Source organism: Azospirillum thermophilum, assembly GCF_003130795.1.
Lineage (GTDB): Bacteria > Pseudomonadota > Alphaproteobacteria > Azospirillales > Azospirillaceae > Azospirillum > Azospirillum thermophilum.
In genome coordinates this window covers 20,164-41,546 of sequence record NZ_CP029358.1, presented here as the reverse complement: position 1 = coordinate 41,546, position 21,383 = coordinate 20,164, and the positions used below count along the sequence as shown (strand labels likewise).

18 protein-coding genes are annotated in these 21,383 nt (G+C 66.0%); 11 read left to right on the top strand and 7 right to left on the bottom strand.

Annotated elements, in window-relative coordinates; genetic code table 11:
* Positions 1–9 precede the first annotated feature (9 nt).
* Positions 10–1,023, top strand: coding sequence for an inorganic phosphate transporter (locus DEW08_RS27970; RefSeq protein WP_109333590.1), 1,014 nt, complete (start codon positions 10–12; stop codon positions 1,021–1,023).
* A 145-nt stretch (positions 1,024–1,168) separates the two neighbouring features.
* The gene (locus DEW08_RS27965; RefSeq protein ID WP_109333587.1) at positions 1,169–1,435 is read left to right on the top strand and encodes a hypothetical protein; all 267 of its coding nucleotides are present in this window, start codon (positions 1,169–1,171) and stop codon (positions 1,433–1,435) included.
* A gap of 28 nt (positions 1,436–1,463) precedes the next feature.
* On the opposite strand, the gene DEW08_RS27960 is transcribed toward DEW08_RS27965, so the two are convergent.
* Both DEW08_RS27960 and DEW08_RS27955 read right to left on the bottom strand, forming a co-directional pair.
* Positions 1,464–3,281 carry an ABC transporter ATP-binding protein gene (locus tag DEW08_RS27960; RefSeq protein ID WP_109333585.1) on the bottom strand — a complete coding sequence of 606 codons (1,818 nt, stop codon included), beginning with the start codon at positions 3,279–3,281 and terminating at the stop codon, positions 1,464–1,466.
* A 244-nt stretch (positions 3,282–3,525) separates the two neighbouring features.
* On the bottom strand, positions 3,526–4,743 hold the full coding sequence (locus tag DEW08_RS27955; RefSeq protein ID WP_109334126.1) for a plasmid replication protein: 1,218 nt from the start codon (positions 4,741–4,743) through the stop codon (positions 3,526–3,528).
* A gap of 788 nt (positions 4,744–5,531) precedes the next feature.
* Here DEW08_RS27955 and DEW08_RS27950 point away from each other — a divergent pair.
* The 3 genes from DEW08_RS27950 (at position 5,532) to DEW08_RS27940 (ending at position 7,734) form a co-directional block, all read left to right on the top strand.
* The gene (locus DEW08_RS27950) at positions 5,532–6,524 is read left to right on the top strand and encodes a helix-turn-helix domain-containing protein (protein WP_245987050.1); all 993 of its coding nucleotides are present in this window, start codon (positions 5,532–5,534) and stop codon (positions 6,522–6,524) included.
* Complete coding sequence (locus DEW08_RS27945) at positions 6,445–6,984, top strand: hypothetical protein (RefSeq protein WP_181449496.1); 540 nt, start codon at positions 6,445–6,447, stop codon at positions 6,982–6,984. Before DEW08_RS27950 ends, DEW08_RS27945 begins: the two co-directional genes overlap by 80 nt.
* Positions 6,985–7,077: 93 nt before the next feature.
* Entirely contained in the window at positions 7,078–7,734 is a 657-nt protein-coding gene (locus tag DEW08_RS27940; RefSeq protein WP_109333583.1) for a MarC family protein, read from the top strand.
* Positions 7,735–7,874: 140 nt separating this feature from the next.
* Here the strand turns inward: DEW08_RS27940 and DEW08_RS27935 are convergent, their stop codons facing one another.
* Both DEW08_RS27935 and DEW08_RS27930 read right to left on the bottom strand, forming a co-directional pair.
* The gene (locus tag DEW08_RS27935; protein WP_109333581.1) at positions 7,875–8,714 is read right to left on the bottom strand and encodes a ParB/RepB/Spo0J family partition protein; all 840 of its coding nucleotides are present in this window, start codon (positions 8,712–8,714) and stop codon (positions 7,875–7,877) included.
* The gene (locus tag DEW08_RS27930) at positions 8,701–9,717 is read right to left on the bottom strand and encodes an AAA family ATPase (RefSeq protein ID WP_109333579.1); all 1,017 of its coding nucleotides are present in this window, start codon (positions 9,715–9,717) and stop codon (positions 8,701–8,703) included. The genes DEW08_RS27935 and DEW08_RS27930 overlap by 14 nt, the downstream gene beginning before the upstream one ends.
* A 239-nt stretch (positions 9,718–9,956) precedes the next feature.
* On the opposite strand from DEW08_RS27930, the gene DEW08_RS27925 reads away from it, so the two are divergent.
* Both DEW08_RS27925 and DEW08_RS27920 read left to right on the top strand, forming a co-directional pair.
* Positions 9,957–10,739 carry an HpcH/HpaI aldolase family protein gene (locus DEW08_RS27925; RefSeq protein WP_109333577.1) on the top strand — a complete coding sequence of 261 codons (783 nt, stop codon included), beginning with the start codon at positions 9,957–9,959 and terminating at the stop codon, positions 10,737–10,739.
* A gap of 137 nt (positions 10,740–10,876) precedes the next feature.
* Positions 10,877–12,829: an acyltransferase family protein gene (locus tag DEW08_RS27920; protein ID WP_109333575.1), complete on the top strand. Its 1,953-nt coding sequence runs from the start codon at positions 10,877–10,879 to the stop codon at positions 12,827–12,829.
* Between the two features lie 42 nt (positions 12,830–12,871).
* Here DEW08_RS27920 and DEW08_RS27915 read toward each other — a convergent pair whose 3' ends face one another.
* Positions 12,872–14,497, bottom strand: coding sequence for an AMP-binding protein (locus DEW08_RS27915; protein ID WP_109333572.1), 1,626 nt, complete (start codon positions 14,495–14,497; stop codon positions 12,872–12,874).
* 478 nt (positions 14,498–14,975) lie between these two features.
* On the opposite strand from DEW08_RS27915, the gene DEW08_RS27910 reads away from it, so the two are divergent.
* The 3 genes from DEW08_RS27910 to DEW08_RS27900 are packed head-to-tail and all read left to right on the top strand — an operon-like array spanning position 14,976 to position 17,825.
* Positions 14,976–15,773 carry a helix-turn-helix domain-containing protein gene (locus tag DEW08_RS27910; protein ID WP_109334122.1) on the top strand — a complete coding sequence of 266 codons (798 nt, stop codon included), beginning with the start codon at positions 14,976–14,978 and terminating at the stop codon, positions 15,771–15,773.
* On the top strand, positions 15,748–17,283 hold the full coding sequence (locus DEW08_RS27905; protein ID WP_109334124.1) for a GNAT family N-acetyltransferase: 1,536 nt from the start codon (positions 15,748–15,750) through the stop codon (positions 17,281–17,283). The genes DEW08_RS27910 and DEW08_RS27905 overlap by 26 nt, the downstream gene beginning before the upstream one ends.
* On the top strand, positions 17,280–17,825 hold the full coding sequence (locus tag DEW08_RS27900; protein ID WP_109333570.1) for an ATP-binding protein: 546 nt from the start codon (positions 17,280–17,282) through the stop codon (positions 17,823–17,825). Before DEW08_RS27905 ends, DEW08_RS27900 begins: the two co-directional genes overlap by 4 nt.
* Before the next feature lie 30 nt (positions 17,826–17,855).
* On the opposite strand, the gene DEW08_RS30860 is transcribed toward DEW08_RS27900, so the two are convergent.
* Complete coding sequence (locus DEW08_RS30860) at positions 17,856–18,476, bottom strand: hypothetical protein (RefSeq protein ID WP_146214779.1); 621 nt, start codon at positions 18,474–18,476, stop codon at positions 17,856–17,858.
* Positions 18,477–18,602: 126 nt separating this feature from the next.
* Positions 18,603–19,829 (bottom strand): ISAs1 family transposase, encoded by a 1,227-nt coding sequence (locus DEW08_RS27895; protein ID WP_109326513.1) that lies wholly within the window; start codon positions 19,827–19,829, stop codon positions 18,603–18,605.
* A gap of 183 nt (positions 19,830–20,012) precedes the next feature.
* On the opposite strand from DEW08_RS27895, the gene DEW08_RS27890 reads away from it, so the two are divergent.
* The gene (locus DEW08_RS27890) at positions 20,013–21,167 is read left to right on the top strand and encodes an ISAs1 family transposase (protein ID WP_109333568.1); all 1,155 of its coding nucleotides are present in this window, start codon (positions 20,013–20,015) and stop codon (positions 21,165–21,167) included.
* The last annotated feature ends 216 nt before the right edge of the window (positions 21,168–21,383 follow it).

Below are 21,383 nucleotides of genomic sequence, written 5' to 3'. Positions count from 1 at the left end.
GCCGCTGCCATGGAAGCCCTTCAGCTCGGCCTGCCGGCCATCATCCTGATCGTCGTCGTGGCGCTCGCCTTCGACTTCATCAACGGGCTGCACGACGCGGCCAACTCCATCGCCACCGTCGTCTCCACCCGCGTCCTGTCGCCCAAGCTGGCGGTGGCGTGGGCGGCCTTCTTCAACTTCATCGCCTTCCTGTTCTTCGGGCTGCACGTCGCCTCCACCATCGGCACCGGGCTGGTGGAGCAGTCGGTGATGGACCCGGCGGTCATCCTGGCCGCCCTGATCGGCGCCATCGGCTGGAACGTCTTCACCTGGTGGCTCGGCCTGCCCTCCTCCTCCTCGCATGCGCTGGTCGGCGGCATCGTCGGGGCGGGCGTCGCCAAGGCCGGCTTCTCGGCCATCGTCGTCGCCGGCTTCACCAAGACGGCCGTCGCCATCGTCGTGTCGCCCACGGTCGGGCTGGTCCTCGCCCTGCTGCTGATCCTGGTGCTCTCCTGGATCCTGCGCCGTGCCGTGCCCTTCGCGGTGGACCGCCAGTTCCGCCACCTGCAGCTCCTCTCGGCCGCCCTCTATTCGCTGGGCCACGGCGGCAACGACGCGCAGAAGACGATGGGCATCATCGCGGTGCTGCTGTTCAGCCAGGGCATGCTGGAGGGCGGCTTCCACGTCCCGCTGTGGGTGGTGCTGACCTGCCAGGCGGCGATGGGGCTCGGCACGCTGATGGGCGGCTGGCGCATCGTGCGGACCATGGGCTCGCGCATCACCGACCTCAAGCCCTACCAGGGCTTCTGCGCCGAGACGGCGGGCGCCATGACGCTGTTCGGGGCGACCTATCTCGGCATCCCGGTCTCCACCACCCACACCATCACCGGCGCCATCGTCGGCGTCGGCTCGGCCCGCCGCACCTCGGCGGTGCGCTGGGGGATGGCGGGGCGGATCGTCTGGGCCTGGGTCCTGACCATCCCGGCCTCGGCCAGCGTCGCCTATGTCAGCTACCTGATCGCCGCGGCCCTGCTGGTCCGCTGATCCAAGCGCCCGGCCGGTTCAAGTGCCCGAAAGTGGGGGAAAAGAGTTTTTTTCCCGCGGGTTACACCGACGGAAGCGAAGGCGGCGCTTGACCCGGGGCGCTCGCCGGGCGAGAATCGGAGCCCAGGGTCACAGGGCTCCGGTCATGCCGCACATCGAACGTACCGAGCAAGGCGAGCAATATGTGCTGCCCGGCACCGAACGCCGGACAGCGCCGGGCTTGCCCTATGCCGCGGAGCCGGACGGCCAGCTCGCCCTGCACTTCTACGCCCCGCCCAGCCCGGACGAGCGGCGGCGGCGTTCCGCCGTCACCCGCGGGCTGAAGTCCGCGGTCCGCCCGGCGGCGGAAACGGCCGCCGGCCTGTTCAGCGGCGGCCTTGTGCATTTCCCCCACGCCTTCGACGCGGCCTGACGGACCGCCGCCACCGCCGGCCGACTCCTCAGGCGGTCATCCCGCCCAGCCGCTGGTCGCGCTCCACCGCCGACTGCTGCTCGAACAGGCGGCGGTAGAGGCCGCCCGGCCGGTGCAGCAGGGCCGCGTGGCTGCCTTCCTCGACGATGCGGCCCTGGTTGAAGACCAGGATGCGGTCCAGCGTCCGGACGGTGGACAGCCGGTGGGCGATGACGATCGTCGTCCGGCCGACCATCAGCCGCTCCATCGCGTCCTGGATCAGCGCCTCCGACTCCGAATCCAGGCTGGAGGTCGCCTCGTCGAGGATCAGGATCGGCGCGTTCGCCAGGAAGGCGCGGGCGAGCGCCACCCGCTGCCGCTCGCCGCCCGACAGCTTCACCCCGCGTTCGCCGACCAGCGTGGCATAGCCCTTGGGCAGCCGCATGATGAAGTCGTGCGCGTTGGCCTGCCGCGCCGCCTCCTCGATCTCCGCCAGCGAGGCGGTGGGCCGGGCATAGGCGATGTTCTCGGCGAGCGAGCGGTGGAACAGGATGGGCTCCTGCTGGACGATGGCGATCTGCGAGCGCAGCGAGGCCTGGGTCGCCCCCGCCAGATCCTGCCCGTCGATCAGCACCCTGCCCTCCGTCACGTCGTAGAGGCGCTGGATCAGCTTCACGAAGGTCGTCTTGCCGGAGCCGGACGGGCCGACCAGCCCCACCCGCTCGCCGCCGCGGATCGTCACCGACAGGTCGTGGTAGAGCGGCACCGGATGGCCGCCATAGCGGAAGGTCACATGGTCGAACCGCAGCTCGCCCGCCGCGACGCGGATCGGCCGCGCCCCCGGCCGGTCCTCCACCCCCAGCGGCTCCGCATGCATCGCCACCAGTTCCTCCATCTCGTTGACCGAGCGCTGCAGGTGGTTGATGTGCATGCCGATGTCGCGCAGATAGCCGTGCACGACGAAATAGGTGGTCAGCACATAGGTGACGTCGCCGGGCGTGGCATGGCCGCGCCACCACAGCCACAGCGCGGTCGCCACCACGCTGGAGCGGATCACCAGCAGAAGCGCCAGCTGCAGCGTGGCGTTGCGGGTGTGGCGGGTCCAGGTCCGCCGGGTGCGCCGCCGCCACTTCGCCACGACGCGGCCGAGCTGCGCATCCTCGCGCGCCTCGGCGCCGAAGGACTTGACCACCGCGTTGCAGCCCAGCGCGTCGGCCAGCGTGCCGCCCAGCCGCGTGTCCTGCGCGTTCGACAGCCGGGCGGCCGGCGCGATGTAGGCGACCGACAGCGCGACCGTCAGCGCCACATAGGCGATCGAACCGGCGGCGACCACCAGCCCCAGCAGCGGCCAGTGCAGCCCCAGCAGCACCACGCTGCTCGCCAGCACCACCAGCGACGGCCAGAGCGCCAGCAGCAGCGTGTCGTCCAGCGTGTCGAACGCCCACATGCCGCGGGTGATCTTGCGCACCACCGATCCGGCGAAGCTGTTGGCGTGCCAGTCCGTCGAAAAGCGCTGGACCCGGTGGAAGCTGTCCTGCGCCACGTCGGACATGATGCGCAGGGAGAAGGGGATCACCGCGCTCCAGGCGATATGGCGCAGCACCACCATCCCGGCCCCCAGCGCCACCATGGCGCCGAAGGCGTGCAGCGCCAGCTCCAGCGCCCGGTCGCGGTCCTGCCCGACCAGGGCGAGCGCGTCGATGAGCTGCCCGGCGAAGATGGGGATCACCACGTCGGCAAAGGTGGCGAGCGCGATCGTCCCGGCGATCAGCGCGGCCAGCCTCCACTGGCGGCGCCAGTGGCGGAAGGTGAAGGAGAGGACGGTGCGGATGGCATCGGCACCGCGGGTGCGTCGGTCAGCAGACATGCATTCTCCCGGCGCGCCGCCGCGCCGGCTCCGGAACAGCCGGCATGCCGCGGGCTCCGGGACGGAGGCGGCATCCGGTCGGGGGACGGTGGTGGACGGCCGGGGCTGCGCCCCGCGAACGAGCGGAGAGGACGGTACGCCGTCGATCAATCCGCGGTCGGATATATATGTGCACCAGGACGATCCGGCAAGCCGGCACCCGCCGGTTGCGGGCGCATGGCTGCCCTGAGGCGGAGACGGGGCCTCAGCCCTGCCGGGCCAGCGGCAGCGGCGGCTGCTCCCCGGCTTCGAGCTGCCGGGCGCGGCGCAGGCGCAGGTCCGCCGCCTCGCCGGGCTTCAGCGGCACGAAGCCGTCCGGCCGGCCGGTGGAGCCGGTGACGGCGGCGATGGCCTCGACGTTGGTCTTCTGCACCCGATGGCCGCGGCGGACCTGCTCCAGGAACTTCGCCGACGGGGTCAGCAGATAGTCGATGGCGTCGATCCGCTTGCCGACCTTGGTGAACTCCTTCTCGGCGCTGTCGAGGATGCCCTCCTCCACCAGCGCATCGACCGCCGCCGTCACCACGCGCAGCGTGTCGCGGCGGCGCGACCACTCGTTCATGCCGCTGTTCTTGATGATCTCGTCCGCGCTGATCACCATGGGCCGGGCGTCGTCGGCGGTGTCGTATTCGATCGACAGGCGGTTGTAGAGCCAGCGGGACACCGGCGACTTCAGCTTCATCAGCCAGGCGTAGGAGATCGGCTTGAATTCCAGGTCGCGGATGGCGGCGGAAACCAGCGGATTGAACTCCAGATAGGTCTCCTCGACGCCGCCCTCCTCCTCCATCAGGTCGGGGCGGGAGCGGATGGCCAGCACCGGGAAGGCGGTCGATTCCAGGATGTTCTGCCCCCGGCTCTTCTTCCCCGGTTCGGCCGGCGCGCCGGTGGAGATGATGATGCGGGACCGTGCCAGGATGGTCAGGGATTCGCGGATGTCCTGGATCGACAGGGTGTGGCTGACCGCCCGCAGTTCCCTCTGGATCTCGTAGAGACTGAAGCGCATCTGCACCTTGTCGCGGTTCTCGCCGGTCAGCGACAGGCGCGAACGGTCCATGGCGAGGCGCCGGACCACCTGCTCCACCACCTGCTCCCGCTCGGACGGGAAGATCTCGACCTCCACCACCTCCGCGGCGGCCTGGGTGCCCGAGGCCTTCTCCTCCTTGCGCATCGGGTTGTTGCGGTCGATGCGGGCGGGCTGGACGGTCAGGCGGTAATTGCGGCCGCGGAAGGAGAACTCGCGCCGCACCGACTTGATGAAGCTGTCCTTGGAGACCAGCTCGCCCTTGTCCTTGGCGTCGTTGTCGCGGGAGACGAAGACGAAGCGCGGCGCCAGATCGTAGAGCGCGATCAGGTGCGACTGCGAGCGGTCCTCCAGCTCGAACAGGACAAGCTGCGCTGCGCTGACCGGGGCCACCTTGCTCATGAAAACCGTCTCCGACTGCCGGCCCTCAACATGGCGCAGCCGGCCCGCCGCGGCAATGGATGCGGCGGCGCTTCGCCCTTCGGCATGGAGCAACAGCCCGCGGGTATGGAGCCTTTCCTCGCGATCCATGGAGCAACAGCCCGCGATTGCGCCATGCGCCTGCCCGACGTCCCTGCGGCCCCGACGACTCGGCGGACCCGGGACGGTGCAGGACCAGCGCCAGGACAGGGCGCGCCGGTGGCCAAAGCTGCCGGGATCCTCTGGCAAACCATTGTTTCTAAACGAACTCTCCGAACCGCGGCCAACGACTCCATTCCCTGCTCCCTGCCCCCTGCCCCCTGCCGAGAATCGCGGGCAAAGGCTCCATGCCGGCCCTTCGACCCGCCGCGATCCCCCTGGGGCGACGCAATGCGGGGACCTCGCGGAGGCGGATTCGCCTCCCGGCACGTGCCCGGCCGCCCTCCTGCCCCGGCAGCACCGGCCGGGGCGCTATCGCGGGCAAAGGCTTCATAGCGGATGGAGTCGGAGCCCGCGATAGGCCCGGCAACCGGCCGGCGGGACCGCGAGCAAAGGCTTCATGAGCGCGACGAAGGGCTTCAGGATTCCGATTCGCGCGGCAAAGGCGGGCTGTTGCTCCAGCAGCGCGGGCTATCGCTCCATGGTCGCGGGCCGTGGCTCCTGAAGCGCGGGCAAAGGCTCCATAGTCCTCCATGGAGTGCTTGCCCGCGATTCGACATTCCGCCGCCGGCTTTCGAATCCTGCCCGCACTTGCGTGTGGAGGCAGAGGAATGAGCGCGACCCAACAGGACCCTTCGGCGGCGGGCGGCAACGCCCGGTGGGGACGGATTCCCGCCTGGTGGCTGGATCATCCCGATCTCGATGCCGACGGCTTCGCCGTGCTGGCCGCCTTGAGCACCTATGCCGACGAGGCCGGGGTATGCTGGCCGTCGCAGGCGACGCTGGCGGCGAAGCTGAAGCGCAGCCGGCCGACCGTCAACCGCATCCTCTCCCGCCTCGAAGCCGCCGGGCTGGTGACGATCGAGCACCGCAGTTCCTCCACCGGCGGGCGGCTGACCTGCCGTTACCGTCTGCGGCTGACGCCGGACGGGGCTGTGCCGGCCGCCGACAGCCCTGACTCGTCCACGCACATCCCCTGTCCGCCGGCGAGTCAGGAACAGCATCAACCAGAACAGACTCCGGACTCGCTCCAGGGGCGCGGGCGCGAGGGGCATTCCACGGATGGCGAGGATGCCCGGGAACGGACGCAGCCGGCTGCCGAAGTCCCCGCCGACTGGCAGCCTGCCGCCGGGGATCGCGCCTGGGCCGCCGAGCGCTTTCCCGGCCAGCCGATCGACCTCGACGCTCATGCCGAACTGTTCGTGCGCCGCTGCCAGGCCCATGGCTACCGCTACCGTGACATCGGCGCTGCGTGGCGGGCCTGGCTGCTGCAGGACGTTCAGGCGGGCAAGGCGCCGGTTCGCGCCGGACGTCCACACTCCTCCGCCCGCCCCTCGTGCCGCAAGCCGGAGGCCGAACAGCGTCTGGCCGCCTGGGCCGCCGTCGCCGCGCGGCTCGATGCCGCCCCCCTGCCCCGCCCGCCACCCCCACCTGGAGCCAGCCGTGATCAACATCCAGCCCTTTCCCGACCGCTCCCCCCTGCCCTTCGATCCGGCGATGGCTCCGGCGGACCGGCGGCGCCTGTTGCAGGATGCCCTGCCCGACCCGCTCCGCCGCATCCTGGACGCCGGGCATATCGAACGGCGCAGCCGCTTCGCCGATGACGGCTTCACCGGCGTGGCCGAGGTCTGGGTGCCGCCGGCCGACGTGACGGCGCGCGAGGCGGCGATGGCCCGGCGCTCGCTCGACGATCTGAACGCCACGGTGCTGGCGCCGGCCGCTGCGAACCATCTGCTGGCGCGGATCCTGGCGCTGCTCAGCCATTATCCGGCCAAGAGCCTGGGACCGGATGTGGAGCAATTGGTCGCGATGGACTGGGCGGAGGACCTCGGCGAGTTTCCCGCCTGGGCGATCGATCAGGCGGCGAGGCTGTGGCGGCGCTCCCGCAAATGGCGGCCGAGCATCGCCGAGATGCGCAGCCTGTGCGAGGAGGCCTGTGCCGGTGAGCGGGCCTTGGCCGAGCGTCTGGCCGCCGTCGCCATGGCCGGGCAGGGGGCCGGCCCCCTGCCGCCGCGCGGCACCGTCCACCGCCTGACCGCCGGCGCCGTGCGCCGCATGCCGTAAGCGACGGGGCCGCGAGCAAGTGGTATGCCCACTGCCTTGCCAGCGGTTGGGCTCGGGAGTATCAGGGAGGTCCTCCACAGCCCCCGGGGCCAAATGTTCGACAGTTTCCTCCTCGCCTTCCCTGCCCTGTTTTCGATCGTCAATCCGATCGCCATGGCACTGATCTTCAGTCAGGTCACCACCGGCCGCAGCGCGCGGGAGCGGGCGCGGCTCGCCGGTCTGGTCGCCGCCTATTCCGCGGTGGTCATGCTGACGGCGCTGTGGGCCGGGGCCTATGTCCTCAACTTCTTCGGCATTTCGCTGGCGGCGCTGCGGATCGCCGGCGGCTTCGTCGTCGCCGAGCGTGCCTGGGCCCTGCTGACCGCCCCCGAGGCGCACGAACAGAAAAAGCAGGAACAGGCGGCCCCGGCGGAGGATGTGTCGGAATCGGCCTTCTTCCCGCTGACCATCCCCTTCACCACCGGGCCCGGCACCATCTCCGTCGCCATCGCGCTCGGCGCCACCCGGCCGGCGAGCGGTCCCAACATCGGTCCCTTCTTCATCGGCATGTCGGCGGCGGCCATCGCCATCGCCCTGCTGATCTGGCTGTCCTACCGCTCGGCCGACCGGCTGGTCGCCCTGCTCGGCCCGACGCGCGCACGGGTGATGACGCGGCTGTTCGCCTTCCTGCTGTTCTGCGTCGGCGTGCAGATCCTGCTGACCGGCCTGCTCGACGGCTTCGCCCCGCTGTTCGGCCAGTTGGAGCGCTGACGGGCGTCTTTGCGACGTCGCAAAAAGGGCTGCCTGGAACAGCAGCAACGAAAAAGGCCCCTGCGATCCGGCAGGGGCCTTTTTCGTTGTCCAGGGGGCTTGGTCCGCGACCGGGAACTTTTGCGACGTCGCAAACCGCCTCAGCGGCGATGGCGCAGCAGCGCGTCGATCTGGTCGCGCAGCGCCTGCAACGCATCGACCTCCGCCTCGTTCAGCGCCGCCGCGTCCAGTGCCGCCAGCCCCTTCGCCACCTTGGGCAGCGTGCGCAGGATCGGCGCCGGCGTGGTGGAGCGTGGCGGCGGGGCGGTATCACGGCGGACGGCGCGCAGGGCCTTGATCGGCGCCCCCTCCTTGGCGCGCTGCCACAGCTCGCCCTGCAGAGCCCGCGGCGCCTCGGCGATCTCGAACATGGCGTTGATCGACACTTGCCCGGACTGCTCCGGATACTCCTCCAGGATCGCCGCCGGCAGGTCGAGCAGCTTGAGCGCCCGCGACACGAAGCTGTCGGACTTGCCGAGCAGACGGGCCACCTCGCGTTGGGTCGCATGATGGTCGAGCATGGAGCGCACGCCGGCCGCCAGTTCCAGCGCGTTGAGGTCGGCGCGCTGGATGTTCTCGACCAGCGCCACCACCGACGGGCTGGCGCTGCGGGTGACGACCGCCTTGATGCTCGTCTTGCCGGCCAGCCGGCTCGCCCGCACGCGCCGTTCGCCGGCGATCAGTTGATAGCGGTCGCCGACGCGCGTCACCAGGATCGGCTGGATCACCCCGACGGCGGCGATCGAGCGGGCGAGGTCGTCGAGGTCGGCCGGATCGAAGCTGCGGCGCGGCTGGTTCGGGTTCGGGTCGATGAGGTCGAGCGCGACGACCTTGAGGAAGTCGCCGTCGTCGTCGGCGAACAGGCTGACCGCATCGGCGGTCTGCTTCACCAGATCGTCCACCTCGTCCAGGTTGGCGGTGTTCAGCTTACGCGGCGGCATTCTGCGTCTCCACGGTCAGGGCGATGATCGCGTCGGCGATCTCCGCATAGCTTTCGGCCCCCGCGGCCTTGGGGTTCAGTTCCAGCACCGGCCGCCCGGCGAGGAACGACTTGCCGTAGTCGGCGGCGTCGCGCACCGGCGTGAACAGCCGCACGTTCAGCTTCTCCGCCTGACGCTGCAGCCGGCCGAGAACCTCCTGGTCGGCGATGCGGCGCGCATTGTAGAGGGTAGGGAGGATGCCGAGCAGCCGGATGTTCTTCTTGGCGAAACGGCGCACCTTGTCCACCGTGCTGAACAGGCTGGCGATGCCGGCATAGGCCAGCCCCTCCGTCTGGCAGGGCACGATCAGCGCATCCGCCGCGGCGAGTGCGGTGACCGAGATATAGCCGAGGTTCGGCGGGCAATCGAGCAGCAGCACGTCGTAGCGGTCGACCACCTCCTCCAGCTTGCCCTGCAGCACGCCGCCGGCCAGCGGATTGGTGACCAGCGACGCCTCGGCCTCGGCCAGCGAGATGCTGCTGGGGATCAGGTCGAACTGGCCGTCGCACACCGGCACGATGGCCTCGGCGGTCGGGGTGTCGCGGGTCAGCAGCCAGGTCAGCGTCTTGCCCTGCTCGTCCAGCTTCAGCGGCTTTTCGCCCAGATGCAGCGTGGCGCTGCCCTGCGGATCGCAGTCGACCAGCAGCACGCGCTTGCCGCGCTGGGCCAGCAGGATCGCCGTGTTGAGCGCGCTCGTCGTCTTGGCGACGCCGCCCTTCTGGTTGGCGAAGGCGACGATGCGCGCCGGACCCGACGACGGGCGGCTGCGGCTGGTCAGGGCGTCGCGCACCACCGTGCTGACCAGGTCGGGGATCGGCGTGCTGCCCGTCTCCCAGGCGCTGACCTTGTTGCGGTCATAGCGGCGGTTCAGCCGCTCGTTCAGCCAGGCGGCCAGCCCCGCCTGATCCAGTTGCCGGTTCTCGCGATAGGCGCGCAGCTCGGCCCCGCTCATCTTCTCCGCCATGGCGGCCCCCTGTTGTCCCCTGGTGACGCGGCGACCCTGCGCGCGGGCGGGGCGGGGCGTCAATGAAAAACTACCGGTTTCGCAAGAAAGATATTGCGGTTTCCGCTTCCGCCAGACGACGCGCCGCGCCGGGCGGGAAGAAGTGGGGGGCGGCAGGTTGCGCTTGAGCGTCCCGCCCGCTCTCCCCCACCATGGGACGTCAAGCGACCAACGGGCGACCAAAAAGGGGAGGGAACATCATGTCGGTCATCGCGGATCTCGCGCGGCGGCTCGCCGCCGGCCAGCCGCTGTTCAGCGCCTGGTGCGGCACGCCCGACGCCGGCATCGCCGAACTGCTGGCGGGGGAGGGGTTCGACGCCGTCGTGCTGGACATGCAGCACGGCCCGATCGGCTTCGAAACCATGACGCAGATGATCGCCGGCGTCGCGGCGCTCGGCAGGCCGTCCATCGTCCGCGTCCCGGTGGAAGCCTTCGCCACCGCCTCGCGCGCGCTCGATGCCGGGGCCGCCGCGGTCATCGCGCCGATGATCAATTCGGTGGAGGATGCCCGCCGCTTCGCCTCCTTCGTCAAGTTCCCGCCGCTCGGCAGCCGGAGCTGGGGACCGCACCGGGCGCAGCTCCTCTCCGGCCTGTCGGTCGGCGACTATGTGGCGCAGGCCAACGGCTTCTCGCTGGCCATCGCGATGATCGAGACGCGGGCGGCGCTGCAGGCGGTCGACGCCATCCTGGACGAGCCGGGGATCGACGGCGTGCTGGTCGGGCCGGCCGACCTGTCGATCGCGCTGTCGGACGGCGCCGGCCTCGATCCGATGGGACCGGCGGTGCAGGAGGCGCTGCGCCACGTCGCCGCCTGCTGCAAGGCCAGGGGCAAGTTCGCCAGCGTCTTCTGCCACAGCCCGGAACGCGCGGTGGAGCTGTCGGAGATGGGCTACCGCCTGATGGCGGTGATGAGCGACCGCATGATGCTGCGCGCCGCGGCCGGGCAGGCGCTCGCCGTGGTGCGGACGGGCAGGGCGACGTAACCCCGCCGCCGGCTGCGGGCGCGGTGGTATGATATCCGTCCGCGGCCACCCGGCGCCCGCCCCGGATCGCACAAGCTGAGGGTGCCTTGCCGTATCGCGGCAATGCGGCCGATCATCAGCCGTTCCGGGGGAGCGAGATGCGCTACAGACGGGATGTCGACGGGCTGCGCACCGTCGCTGTCGTGCCGGTCATTCTGTCCCACGCCGGCATTCCGCTGTTCGGCGGCGGCTTCGTCGGGGTGGACGTGTTCTTCGTCATCTCCGGCTTCCTCATCACCGCGCTGATCGCCGAGGAGATCCGGGAGGGCCGCTTTTCCCTGCTGTCCTTCTACGAGCGGCGGGTGCGCCGCATCCTGCCGGCCCTGGCGGCCGTGCTGCTGGTCTCCTGGCTGCTCGCGGCGGCGATCCTGCTGCCCAACGATTTCCGGGAGTTCGCCGGCAGCGTCGTCGCCGCAGCGCTGTCGGTCTCCAACATCTTCTTCTGGCGGCAGTCCGGCTATTTCGACGATCAGGCGGTGTTCAAGCCGCTGCTCCACACCTGGTCGCTGGCGGTGGAGGAACAGTTCTACATCCTCTTCCCGCTGCTCCTGCTGCTGGTCTGGCGCTTCGCCAAAGGGCGCTGGAGCGTCGCGCTGCTGCCGGTGCTGGCGGCCTCCTTCGCGCTCGCCGTCTGGGGGGTGGCGCACAAGCCGGACGCCGCCTTCTTCCTCGCGCCGACGCGGGCGTGGGAGCTTCTGCTGGGCGCCCTGCTGGCGGTGGGGGCGGTGCCGCCGCTGCGCAGCCGCATCCTGGCCGAGGGGGCGGGGCTGCTCGGGCTCGGCCTGATCGGGTGGAGCGTCCTCACCTTCCACGGCGCCATGGAGTTCCCCGGAATCAACGCGCTCTATCCCTGCCTGGGGGCGGCCCTGCTGATCCACAGCGGGACCCGGGACACCGCGGCGGCCCGGCTGCTCTCCACCCGGCCGATGGTGTTCACCGGGCGGATTTCCTACTCGCTCTATCTCTGGCACTGGCCGCTGCTGGTCTTCGCGGGCTATCTCGCCTTCCGGCCGCTGACCGGGTGGGAGACCGCGGGCGTCATCGCGGCGACCGTCCTGCTGTCGGTGCTGTCCTGGCGCTATGTCGAGCAGCCCTTCCGCCGCGGCGCTCCGCTGCTGCCCGGCCGCCGGGTGTTCGCCGGGGCGGCGGCGGCGCTGCTGCTGGCCTGCCTGGCCGGCGCCCACGGCCTGACGACCGGCGGCTGGACCGGCCGCTTCGCCCCGCAGGTGGCGGAGGTGAGCGCCGTCGCCGGGATGCGCGATCCGGAAGCGCTCGCCTGCCAGGACCGCAGGCCGGCGGACATCGCGCAGGGGCGCCTCTGCGTCATCGGCGCGCCCGAGGCGCAGGAGACCTGGCTCTATTGGGGCGATTCCCACGCCATCGCCTTCCAGCACCTCTATGACGAGGCCCTGCGCGCCACGGGCAGGAAGGCGCTGGTCGTCGGCTACAACGGCTGCGCTCCGCTGTTCGGCATCCACCGCGCCGACTACCCGCTGCCCTGCCACGCGGTGGCCGAGGCGGTGAAGGCGCTGATCGGCCGGACCGGCATCCGCACCGTCGTGATGACCGCCTTCTGGACCGGCTATTACCACGACACGGTGCAGAGCGACGGCAGCGGCGCCGACACCGCGGCGGTGCTCGACGCGGCGGTGGCCCGCACCCTGCGCGATCTGGCGGGGCAGGGGGTGCGGGTGCATCTGGCCGATCCGGTTCCCGGCGCCCGCCACAACGCCCCGCGCGCCATGGCCGCCAGCCTCGCCTGGCACCGCCCGATCGACGGCGGCTTCACCGCCGCCGAGTACCAGGAGCGCAACCGCCGCCTGCTGGCGGCCATCGAGCAGAACGGCGCGAGCCTGCACGCCCGCCTGTCGCTGTGGCGGCGGCTGTGCGGCGAGGGCACCTGCCGCTATGGCGAGGACGGGCTGCCGCTCTATTTCGACGACAACCACCCGGCAAAGGGCCGTTTCGCCTTCGCCCGCGAGGACATCCGCCGCTTCGTCGCCGGCGGCTCCGCCCTGGCCGCGAAGCAGGATTCGGCGAAACCGGAGTAGGGGGGCCGGAGCAGGGGAGGGCGCCTTTCCCCCCTCCCCTCTTCAGCCCGGCGCCGTCCCGTATCGCCGGCGCAGCGCCACGCGCTGCAGCTTGCCGCTCGGCGTCTTGGGCAGCTCGTCGAGGAACTCGATGCGGCGGGGGTATTTGTAGGGGGCGATCTGCGCCTTCACATGGTCCTGCAGGCTGCGGACCAGCGCGTCGCCGGTGGTGATGCCCGGAGCGGCGACGACGAAGGCGGTCACCACCATGCCGCGGTCGGGGTCCGGCGTGCCGATGACGGCGCATTCGGCGACGGCGGGATGGGTCATCAGCGCGCGTTCCACCTCCGGCCCGGCGATGTTGTAGCCGGCCGAGACGATCATGTCGTCGGAGCGCGCCTGGTACCAGAAATAGCCATCGGCGTCGGCGACATAGGTGTCGCCGGTCCAGTTCCAGCCGTCGCGCACATAGCGCGTCTGCCGCGGATCGTCGAGATAGCGGCAGCCGGTCGGCCCGCGCACCACCAGATTGCCGGGCGTGCCGGGTGGGCAGTCGCGCCCCTCGTCATCGACGATCTTCGCCTGGAATCCCGGCACCGGCTGGCCGGTCGATCCCGGCCGGATGCGGTCCGGCGGGCTGCCGATGAAGATGTGCAGCATTTCGGTGGCGCCGATGCCGTCCATCAGCGGGATGCCCGTCACCTCCGTCCAGGCGGTGAAGGTGGCGAGCGGCAGATGCTCCCCGGCGGAGACGCAGCGCCGCAGGCTCCTCAGCGCGTCCGGCGCCCGGCGGGCCAGCAGGGCGCGATAGGCGGTGGGGGCGGTGAACAGGACGGTCGCCCGGAAGCGCGCGATGGCCTCCAGCAGGTCGTCCGGCCCCACCCGTTCCAGCAGCACGGTGGAGGCGCCGACCGCCAGCGGGAAGATCACCAGCCCGCCGAGCCCGAAGGTGAAGGCCAGCGGCGGCGACCCGATGAAGCGGTCCTCCGCCGTCGCCCGCAGCACATGCCGGCCGTAGGTGTCGGCGATGGCCATCACGTCGCGGTGGAAATGCATGGTCGCCTTCGGCCCGCCGGTGGTGCCGGAGGTGAAGCCCAGCAGGCAGACGTCGTCCTGCGCGGTGTCGCAGGCGGCGAAGTCGGGCGGGGCGTCGGCCATCATCCGCTCCAGCTCCGCGTCGGCGCTGCCGAAGGAGACGATGCGGGCGAGCCGCGGCGCCGAGTGCCGCGCCGTCTCCAGCTCCTCCATCAGCCGGTGGTCGCAGAGCGCCAGGGCGACCTCCGCCTTTTCGATCGGCAGCACCAGCTCCCCGGCGCGCAGCAGGGGCATGGTGGCGACGGCGATGCCGCCGGCCTTCATCACTGCGAGATAGGCGGCGACCATCATCGGCGTGTTGGCCCCGCGTAGCAGCACCCGGTTGCCCGGCACCATCCCGAGCCGCCCGACCAGCACCGAGGCGATGCGGTTCACCCGCTCCGCCAGCTCGCCGTAGGTCCAGGCTTCGGTGAGGGAGAACAGGCAGGGCCGCCCGCCCCAGCCCTGGGCGATCCGCTCGTCGAGCAGCCGGACGACGCAGTTCAGCCGCTCCGGATAGGTGACGTCGGGATTGTCCAGCAACAGCTCCGGCCACAGGTCCGGCGGCGGCAGGCGGTCGCGGGCGAAGCTGTCGACGTGGGCAGAGGCGAACATGCGGGACGATCCTCCCTTCCTCGCGCCCGGCCCGTCCCCGGCCGGGAGGGCCGCTTGAGGCGCGGAAATTCTACGTCTCGATATTTAAGCTTTAAACTATTTCTGCGTCAAGACGCCGCGGGGAGGGGGGAGGTGATTGGGGGAGGCTGTTTTGCGCCAGGAGCGGTCATTGATCATCCCACCCAAAAGCTCGTCCGACGAACTACATGTTCGGGAAACCATTGTAAACGTGGGGTGACGGACAGATTGGGGGTTGGCAGGCAAGGGACCGTTTGCGGGGCGAAGGTTCGACGAACCGATCTATTGGCTCTACGCCCGAAGCGGCAATTTTCGTCATCGAGTTGGAATGGCTGAGCTGGGCCAGATGCTGCGTGTCCACCTTCCCCCACCAACGCTGGTCGGCTGGCCTCTTGTATTATTTAACATATTCCTTTAAAGGAATTATTATGTCGTGTGACTCTCGAGGGGAATGGTGTGTATGAGGTCGGATGAGCGCGCATTTGTCGATGCTGTCCGGGTTGGGGACGGCGACGCAGGGCGCGTCGTCGGCCAATCTCTCAAAGCGTTGCGACAAGCTGCAGGGCTAACCCAGTTTGAGATGGCCCAACGTCTAGGCATTGGCCAAGCTGCAGTCTCCAAAATCGAACAGCGAGGGGATGTCCAAATCTCCTCTCTACAGCGCTATGTCGAGGCTCTTGGCGCTAGTCTGCGCATAGATGCGGTGTTTCCAGTTCATTCTGAGCTTGGCGTGCGAATTCAATCCGAACTTGGTGGGCATGCTGATGGTGGGGCTCAATATATTCTTCCAATTTTTGAGGATCAGATTGAGGAACAATCTGCGAAGCGCGACATAATACTCAGCATAAAGCCAATATACTCAAAAAAAATATTCCAAGGCATTAAAACTATTGAATTGAGGCGGCGCTTCCCACTATCTGGTGCGGAAGGCTCTATAGTTTATATTTATTCGACCTCCCCGGAAATGGCGTTGATTGGAGCCGCTAGAATAGACAATGTCGAACGCCTTCCGCTTGCCGCCTTGTGGAGGAAGCACGGAAAATCTGCATCAATTCAGAAATCTGAATTTGATAAATACTTTGGTGGCCTTGACGAGGGTGTTGCATTAAAGCTTTCAGAAGCACGCCAGTTTACGCGACCATTGGGCTTGCCGGAGTTGAAGGAACGGTTTGGATTCAAGGCTCCGCAATCTTTTTTCTACGCCAAGCCCAATCTTCAAAAGGCGCTCCGAAATGAGCACACAAACTTATCTGATTGATACAAATGTGATCATTCATCTTGAAGACAATAGAACCGTAGAGCCGGCCTTTTCTGCGTTCACAAGCCTTGCGGCAAAGCACAAAGTTGATATTTTTGTTCATGAGGCCGCTCGTGATGATGTTAGCCGCGATAAAAATGCCGCTCGCCAGGCTATTTCACTAAGCAAATTAAATAAATTCCAAACTTTATCAAAGGTACGCGGGCTAACTATTGCGGATCTTTCGCGCTATTTTGGGCCCCTGCCGAAACACAATGATATTGTGGATGCCACTCTACTACATGCACTCCACATTGGCGCAGCCGATTTTCTTGTCACACAAGACAGAGAATTGCACGAACGGGCAAGGCGACACTCAGCCGAACTCGGGCGGAGAGTGCTTTACGTAGCAGATGCGGTCCACCTTCTTCGAACTACCTTTGAGCCTATTGAAGCCCCTGTAAGATTTATTGATGAAGTCCATGCTCATTCCATTCCTCTGACAGACTCTATTTTTGACAGCCTCCGAGAGGACTATGCCGGCTTTGATATGTGGTGGACAGAGAAGTGCGTAAAGCAGCGGCGCTTATGCTGGATCATTGAAGATGAGGGTGTTGCCGGGCTCCTTATTAGAAAAGATGAAACAGGAACAGATACTGACGCAACCGAGAAAGCCAACAAGATACTCAAGATCTGCACACTTAAGGTTCGGCCGGAGAGGCGCGGCCTCAAGCTTGGCGAGCTTCTTCTGAAGAAAGTATTTTGGTTTGCTCAAAAGAATAAATATGATGTAATTTACATTACTACATATGTTGGCCAAACATCTCTGATTGACTTGCTTGAATATTTTGGCTTTAGGCACACCGCCACAAAACATGATGGCGAAAGAATATACGAGAAGCGCATGTCAGGATGCATTTTCATCCCAGAAGGCGATCAAAATCGCTTCGACATCCACCGTCTGAACTACCCACGCTTTGTGATTGATCAGAATACAGCGGCATTCGGCATTCCGATCAAAGAAGGTTACCATGATATCCTTTATCCAGATCTACGGCAGCAAGCTCAGTTAGATCTTTTTGGGGCGCTTGGAATGGGAGGAGGTCCACGACGCCCAGGTAATACAATACGGAAAGTGTACCTTTGCCGAGCCCCGTCCAACTTAGGGCCGCCCGGCTCGATTTTATTCTTCTACAAAGGAAAATCCCAATGGCCGCCGTCACAGGCTATATCAGCGGTTGGCGTGCTCGAAGACGTTCGTTATGCCCGATCTACTAGAGAATTACTTCAGATGACCGGCGGAAGGTCGGTGTATAGTGAAAAAGATCTCGAAGGCTGGCATGCATCTTTCGAATCCCCTGTCAAGGTAATCAATTATTTGCTTGCGGCATATGTTGATCCGCCTATTGGCCTGAAGAGGTTGAAGGAGTTGAATGTTATTTCGCAGCACCCTCCGCAGTCAATATTCCGGATATCACACTCTTGCCTTGATGATCTTCTTGCACACATTGATCTTGGATATAAAACATGAACAGGAGAAGAGTTGTAGCTTTGGTAGGCCTATCGGGTGTTGGGAAATCTACGCATCTCAAAGCCGCTCGGGGCAAAATAGTGTTCGAGCATCTACAAGCTAGCGAGCTTATAAAGGAAGAGAGAGAAAGACAGAATAACGAGCCTATCGATCGCGACCTCCTGCGAGGGGGAAATATTGATGAAAATCAGGCCCTTCTGGTATCAGGATTTATGAGGCGCGCACCAAAAGAAGGGTTAGTTGTCCTCGATGGCCATGTTGTTATTGATACACCGACCGGCTTGACGGAAATCCCGCCGTCTGTTTTCTTATCCATCGGCGTTTCTCGTTTCTTGGCTTTGGTTGATGACGTTAGAAATATTGCGTTGCGACGCTCATCGGATAGCCAAAGAAAAAGGCCTCTGCGATCGATAGAGGAATTGGCTGAGCATCAGGAACGATCTGTTCTCGCCGCCTATCGCGCTGCGCTAGCTCTTGGTGCACCCTTGTTCGTTCTCCCCTTAACTGAAGATCTAGATATTGCCGCGCTTCTTGATCTATGATTTAAATGTGCTATCAGTATCATGTGTAAACTATCTGGGCATCGTCACTATACCACCGTGTTTCTCAGTATATAGTGGACTGATCCCGTTGTTCTGCTCAAGCCAGTGTAGATAGCCGCCTATTTCAGGTCCGCCGAGATTTATTGCAAATTCTACTCCAAACAAAATCATGACAAAAAACCACTCACTTTGGTCAGTTGCAAGAAAATCAAACTCATGAACGATCTGCTCAAGATCTCCGTTTATGCCATGTATTTTACCATTCGGAGGATATATAGTTCTTATGTGAATTGGCCAGGAGTTAATGCGCCCATTTCGGGCGTGATTACGTAAATCATCAAGCTGCACCTCATCGCAAATATACGAAAGGCCTTCTGTGTACTCTACTAGGCGCAAAGCCATTGCCTCTAACGCAATCTTTGCAACAAAACGAGAGACAACTGGTGTTTCAGGAAGACTATCGGCCATAGGAAAAAGCAACGTTCCTTGCCCAGCTTGCAGGATTCTTGGCAAGGCTGGCTCAGGAACCTGGATCGAAGTGAAATTATACTTTGGATATCGAGTAAGTAGCGCCGGTATATCCGGCGCAATTACGCCATCTATCTGTGGAATAGTACCGCGCTTGCTTTCAAGATCCTGATGAAAGCGCAATTGCCGAACGGCAGGTAGATCAAGAAACGGCTTCTCAACCTTTCTAGAAAAATAGTTATTGCAGATATCACATACGACGCCCCGAGGCAAAATATCAGGGCCACGAGGCAGGGCTCCGAATCCAGGTTAACGGATTTTGGCGGCAAGGATGGCGTCGAGGTAATCGGTGTCCCATCCCGCCAGCTTTCGTCGGAGCTTGATGCTTGTCGCTTTGGGTTTGGCCGGTTTTTTGGTGGCGCGCCGCAGTCCCGAGCGCGGCCGGGCGGGTTCCTCGGCCTTGCGGACGAGATTGATGGCGAAATGGCGGACGACGGCCATGTTCTGAGCGCCATGTCCCTTGCGCAAGCGGGACTGGTCGTCGGTGAAGACGACGTCGAGAACCCAATGCAGCCGGTTCTCGATGCCCCAATGCCCCCGAATGGCCTCAGCCGCTGCCTGGGCGCTCAGCGTGGCGGAAGAAACGTAGTAGCGGGTGTCGAAGCGGCAGCGGTCCTTCAACTCGGCTTTGCTGCCAACCCGAATGATCGAGGCGACGGCGGGCAGACGCACCTCGCCGGGGAAGCGGCGCTCGCCGGTCAGCCAATCGACCTCGCGGGCGACCGTGACCGTGCGCTGCTCGATCCGGCCATGGCCCTTGTCGATGTCGGTGGCGTGCTCGAGGGCCACGTCCGGGGCCTCGGCGAAGTAAGTTTCGATCTCATCGCGCAGGGTCGGCTGGTTGGCCTTGACCGCCAGCAGGTAGTCGGCCCCGGCGTCGCGGATGGCTTGGGCGATGGTGGCGTTGCAGGCGATGGCGTCGATGGTCACGATCGCTCCCGTGAGGCCGCCGTCGGCCGCCAGGCGCTCCAGAAGAACGGGAATGGCCGCGAGTTCGCCAGCCTTGTCTTCGACGGCTTCCTGCCCGAGCACCAGACGGCTGGTGGTGGCGAAGGCCGACACCAAGTGGAGAGGGGCTTGAGCGCGGCTGCGGTCATGGCTGCGCCGCGAGGTCTTGCCGTCGATGGCGACAAGCTCGGGGCGGTCGGGCCAAGCCTCGCGCACCCAGGCTGTGAAGCAGTCCTGGAACAGGCACGGGTTGATCCGGTTCATGAACACGGTCAGCCAGCGTCCGCTCGGCACCCCGTGATGGTAGGGCTGAAACCGCCGCAGAAAATCGAGCCGGGCTTCGCCCCACGCTGCGATCGCCTCATAATCCTCACAATCGGCGATCGTCCCACAGACCGCCAGAAGCAGAATCTCCGGCAAGGGATAGGCCACCCGCCACGGATCGCGCGGATCGTCGATCAGCGAAAAATGATCCAGCAGCGCCTTCAGACGCGATTTCTGACCAAATTCGGCTGCGATGGAACTCATGGCACGGCACCCCCGATCCGGTTCGGCCCCACCGAATCAGAAACCGTGCCGTTCGTAAACCAGCGTTAACCCGACTTCGGAGCCCTGGGCCACGAGGTCAGGTTAACGGTTGACGGTGCCGGATTCCCTGTTGGCCGGGAATGTGATTGATGGAGGGCGTGAACCATCACGGGAAGGTCCCCCATGTCCGGCGAGATCGATGAGGCGTTCCGTCCGTCCCGGCTGCGCAGCCTGCTTGACCATTTTGCGGTGATCGAGGACCCGCGCGAGCCGCCGAAGGTCCGGTATCCGCTGCGTGAGGTGCTGTTCCTGGTGGTCGCCGCGACCATTGCGGACTGCGAAGACTACGATGAGATCGCGCTGTGGGGCCGCAACCATTTGGATTTTCTGCGACGCTTCTCGGAATTTCATTTCGGAACACCGTGCGCGGACTGGCTGCGGGTGGTGATGAACCGGATCGCGCCTGAGCTGTTTCAGGCCTGCTTCACCGACTGGGCGTTGGCCCTGCGCTCCGACGCGCCGAAGCTGATCGCCCTTGACGGCAAGACGTCGCGGCGCAGCCATGACCGGGGGGCCGGGCGCAAGGCGCTGCACCTGGTTTCCGCCTGGGCCACCACCGAGCGCCTGGTGCTGGCGCAAGAGGCGGTGGACGAGAAGGAGAACGAATGCGCGGCGATCCCCGACATCCTGGATCGCCTCGCCCTGAAGGGGGCGGTGGTCACCATCGACGCCATCGCCTGCAATCCGGCCATCGCCAAGGCGATCACCGACCGCGAGGGCGATTACCTGCTGGCGGTCAAGGCCAACCAACCGACGCTGTTCGCCGAGATCGGCCGCTATTTCGACGATCCCGAGGCCCGCGTCGCCGTCCACACCGACGTCGACAAGGGCCATGGCCGTTTGGAGACCCGCCGCTACGCCGTCAGCCAGGAGGTCGACTGGCTGTCCGGCGACCGCCGCTATCCCGATGAGCCCCGCTTCGCCAAACTCGCCTCCATCGCCCTGGTCGAGAGCACCGTCGAGAAGGCCGGCAGCGTGACCGCCATGCGCCGCTTGTACCTCAGCTCCGCCGTGCTCACGCCGCAGCGCCTCGAACAGGCCGTCCGGGGCCATTGGGGCATCGAGAACTGTCTGCACTGGGTGCTCGACGTCACCTTCGGCGAGGACCAATCCCGCCTGCGCAAGGGGCACGGCGCCCTCAACATGGCGGTGGTGCGCCACTTCGCCATCAACGCCGTGCGCCTCGGAAAGGGAAAACACTCCATCAAGACAACACGCAAGCTCGCAGGCTGGAACTCCAACGTCCTCGCCGACCTACTCACTCCAACCAGCCGTTAACCTGGACTCGTTGCCCTGGGGATTTCCCCGCCACCCTTGCCCCAGCCCCGCCGTCCGTCTACTCTCTCCCCATCACCGTCAGAGCTGCGCCCATCGCGCAGCCGCGCCCCATCCGCCCCCACCGCAGGAAGGACCAAGCCGCCCGCCCCCCACGGCGGAGCACGGCCGGATTGTGCAGTCGGCGCACAACGTACGCCTACGGTCGATCACGCCCAA

What these genes read in the sequence shown, in the direction of transcription:
- DEW08_RS27970 (WP_109333590.1), top strand. Translation starts at nt 10, where the DNA reads ATGGAAGCCCTTCAGCTCGGCCTGCCGGCCATCATCCTGATCGTCGTC.
- DEW08_RS27965 (WP_109333587.1), top strand. Translation starts at nt 1,169, where the DNA reads ATGCCGCACATCGAACGTACCGAGCAAGGCGAGCAATATGTGCTGCCC.
- DEW08_RS27960 (WP_109333585.1), bottom strand. Translation starts at nt 3,281, where the DNA reads ATGTCTGCTGACCGACGCACCCGCGGTGCCGATGCCATCCGCACCGTC.
- DEW08_RS27955 (WP_109334126.1), bottom strand. Translation starts at nt 4,743, where the DNA reads ATGAGCAAGGTGGCCCCGGTCAGCGCAGCGCAGCTTGTCCTGTTCGAG.
- DEW08_RS27950 (WP_245987050.1), top strand. Translation starts at nt 5,532, where the DNA reads ATGAGCGCGACCCAACAGGACCCTTCGGCGGCGGGCGGCAACGCCCGG.
- DEW08_RS27940 (WP_109333583.1), top strand. Translation starts at nt 7,078, where the DNA reads ATGTTCGACAGTTTCCTCCTCGCCTTCCCTGCCCTGTTTTCGATCGTC.
- DEW08_RS27935 (WP_109333581.1), bottom strand. Translation starts at nt 8,714, where the DNA reads ATGCCGCCGCGTAAGCTGAACACCGCCAACCTGGACGAGGTGGACGAT.
- DEW08_RS27930 (WP_109333579.1), bottom strand. Translation starts at nt 9,717, where the DNA reads ATGGCGGAGAAGATGAGCGGGGCCGAGCTGCGCGCCTATCGCGAGAAC.
- DEW08_RS27925 (WP_109333577.1), top strand. Translation starts at nt 9,957, where the DNA reads ATGTCGGTCATCGCGGATCTCGCGCGGCGGCTCGCCGCCGGCCAGCCG.
- DEW08_RS27920 (WP_109333575.1), top strand. Translation starts at nt 10,877, where the DNA reads ATGCGCTACAGACGGGATGTCGACGGGCTGCGCACCGTCGCTGTCGTG.
- DEW08_RS27915 (WP_109333572.1), bottom strand. Translation starts at nt 14,497, where the DNA reads ATGTTCGCCTCTGCCCACGTCGACAGCTTCGCCCGCGACCGCCTGCCG.
- DEW08_RS27910 (WP_109334122.1), top strand. Translation starts at nt 14,976, where the DNA reads ATGAGGTCGGATGAGCGCGCATTTGTCGATGCTGTCCGGGTTGGGGAC.
- DEW08_RS27905 (WP_109334124.1), top strand. Translation starts at nt 15,748, where the DNA reads ATGAGCACACAAACTTATCTGATTGATACAAATGTGATCATTCATCTT.
- DEW08_RS27900 (WP_109333570.1), top strand. Translation starts at nt 17,280, where the DNA reads ATGAACAGGAGAAGAGTTGTAGCTTTGGTAGGCCTATCGGGTGTTGGG.
- DEW08_RS27895 (WP_109326513.1), bottom strand. Translation starts at nt 19,829, where the DNA reads ATGAGTTCCATCGCAGCCGAATTTGGTCAGAAATCGCGTCTGAAGGCG.
- DEW08_RS27890 (WP_109333568.1), top strand. Translation starts at nt 20,013, where the DNA reads ATGTCCGGCGAGATCGATGAGGCGTTCCGTCCGTCCCGGCTGCGCAGC.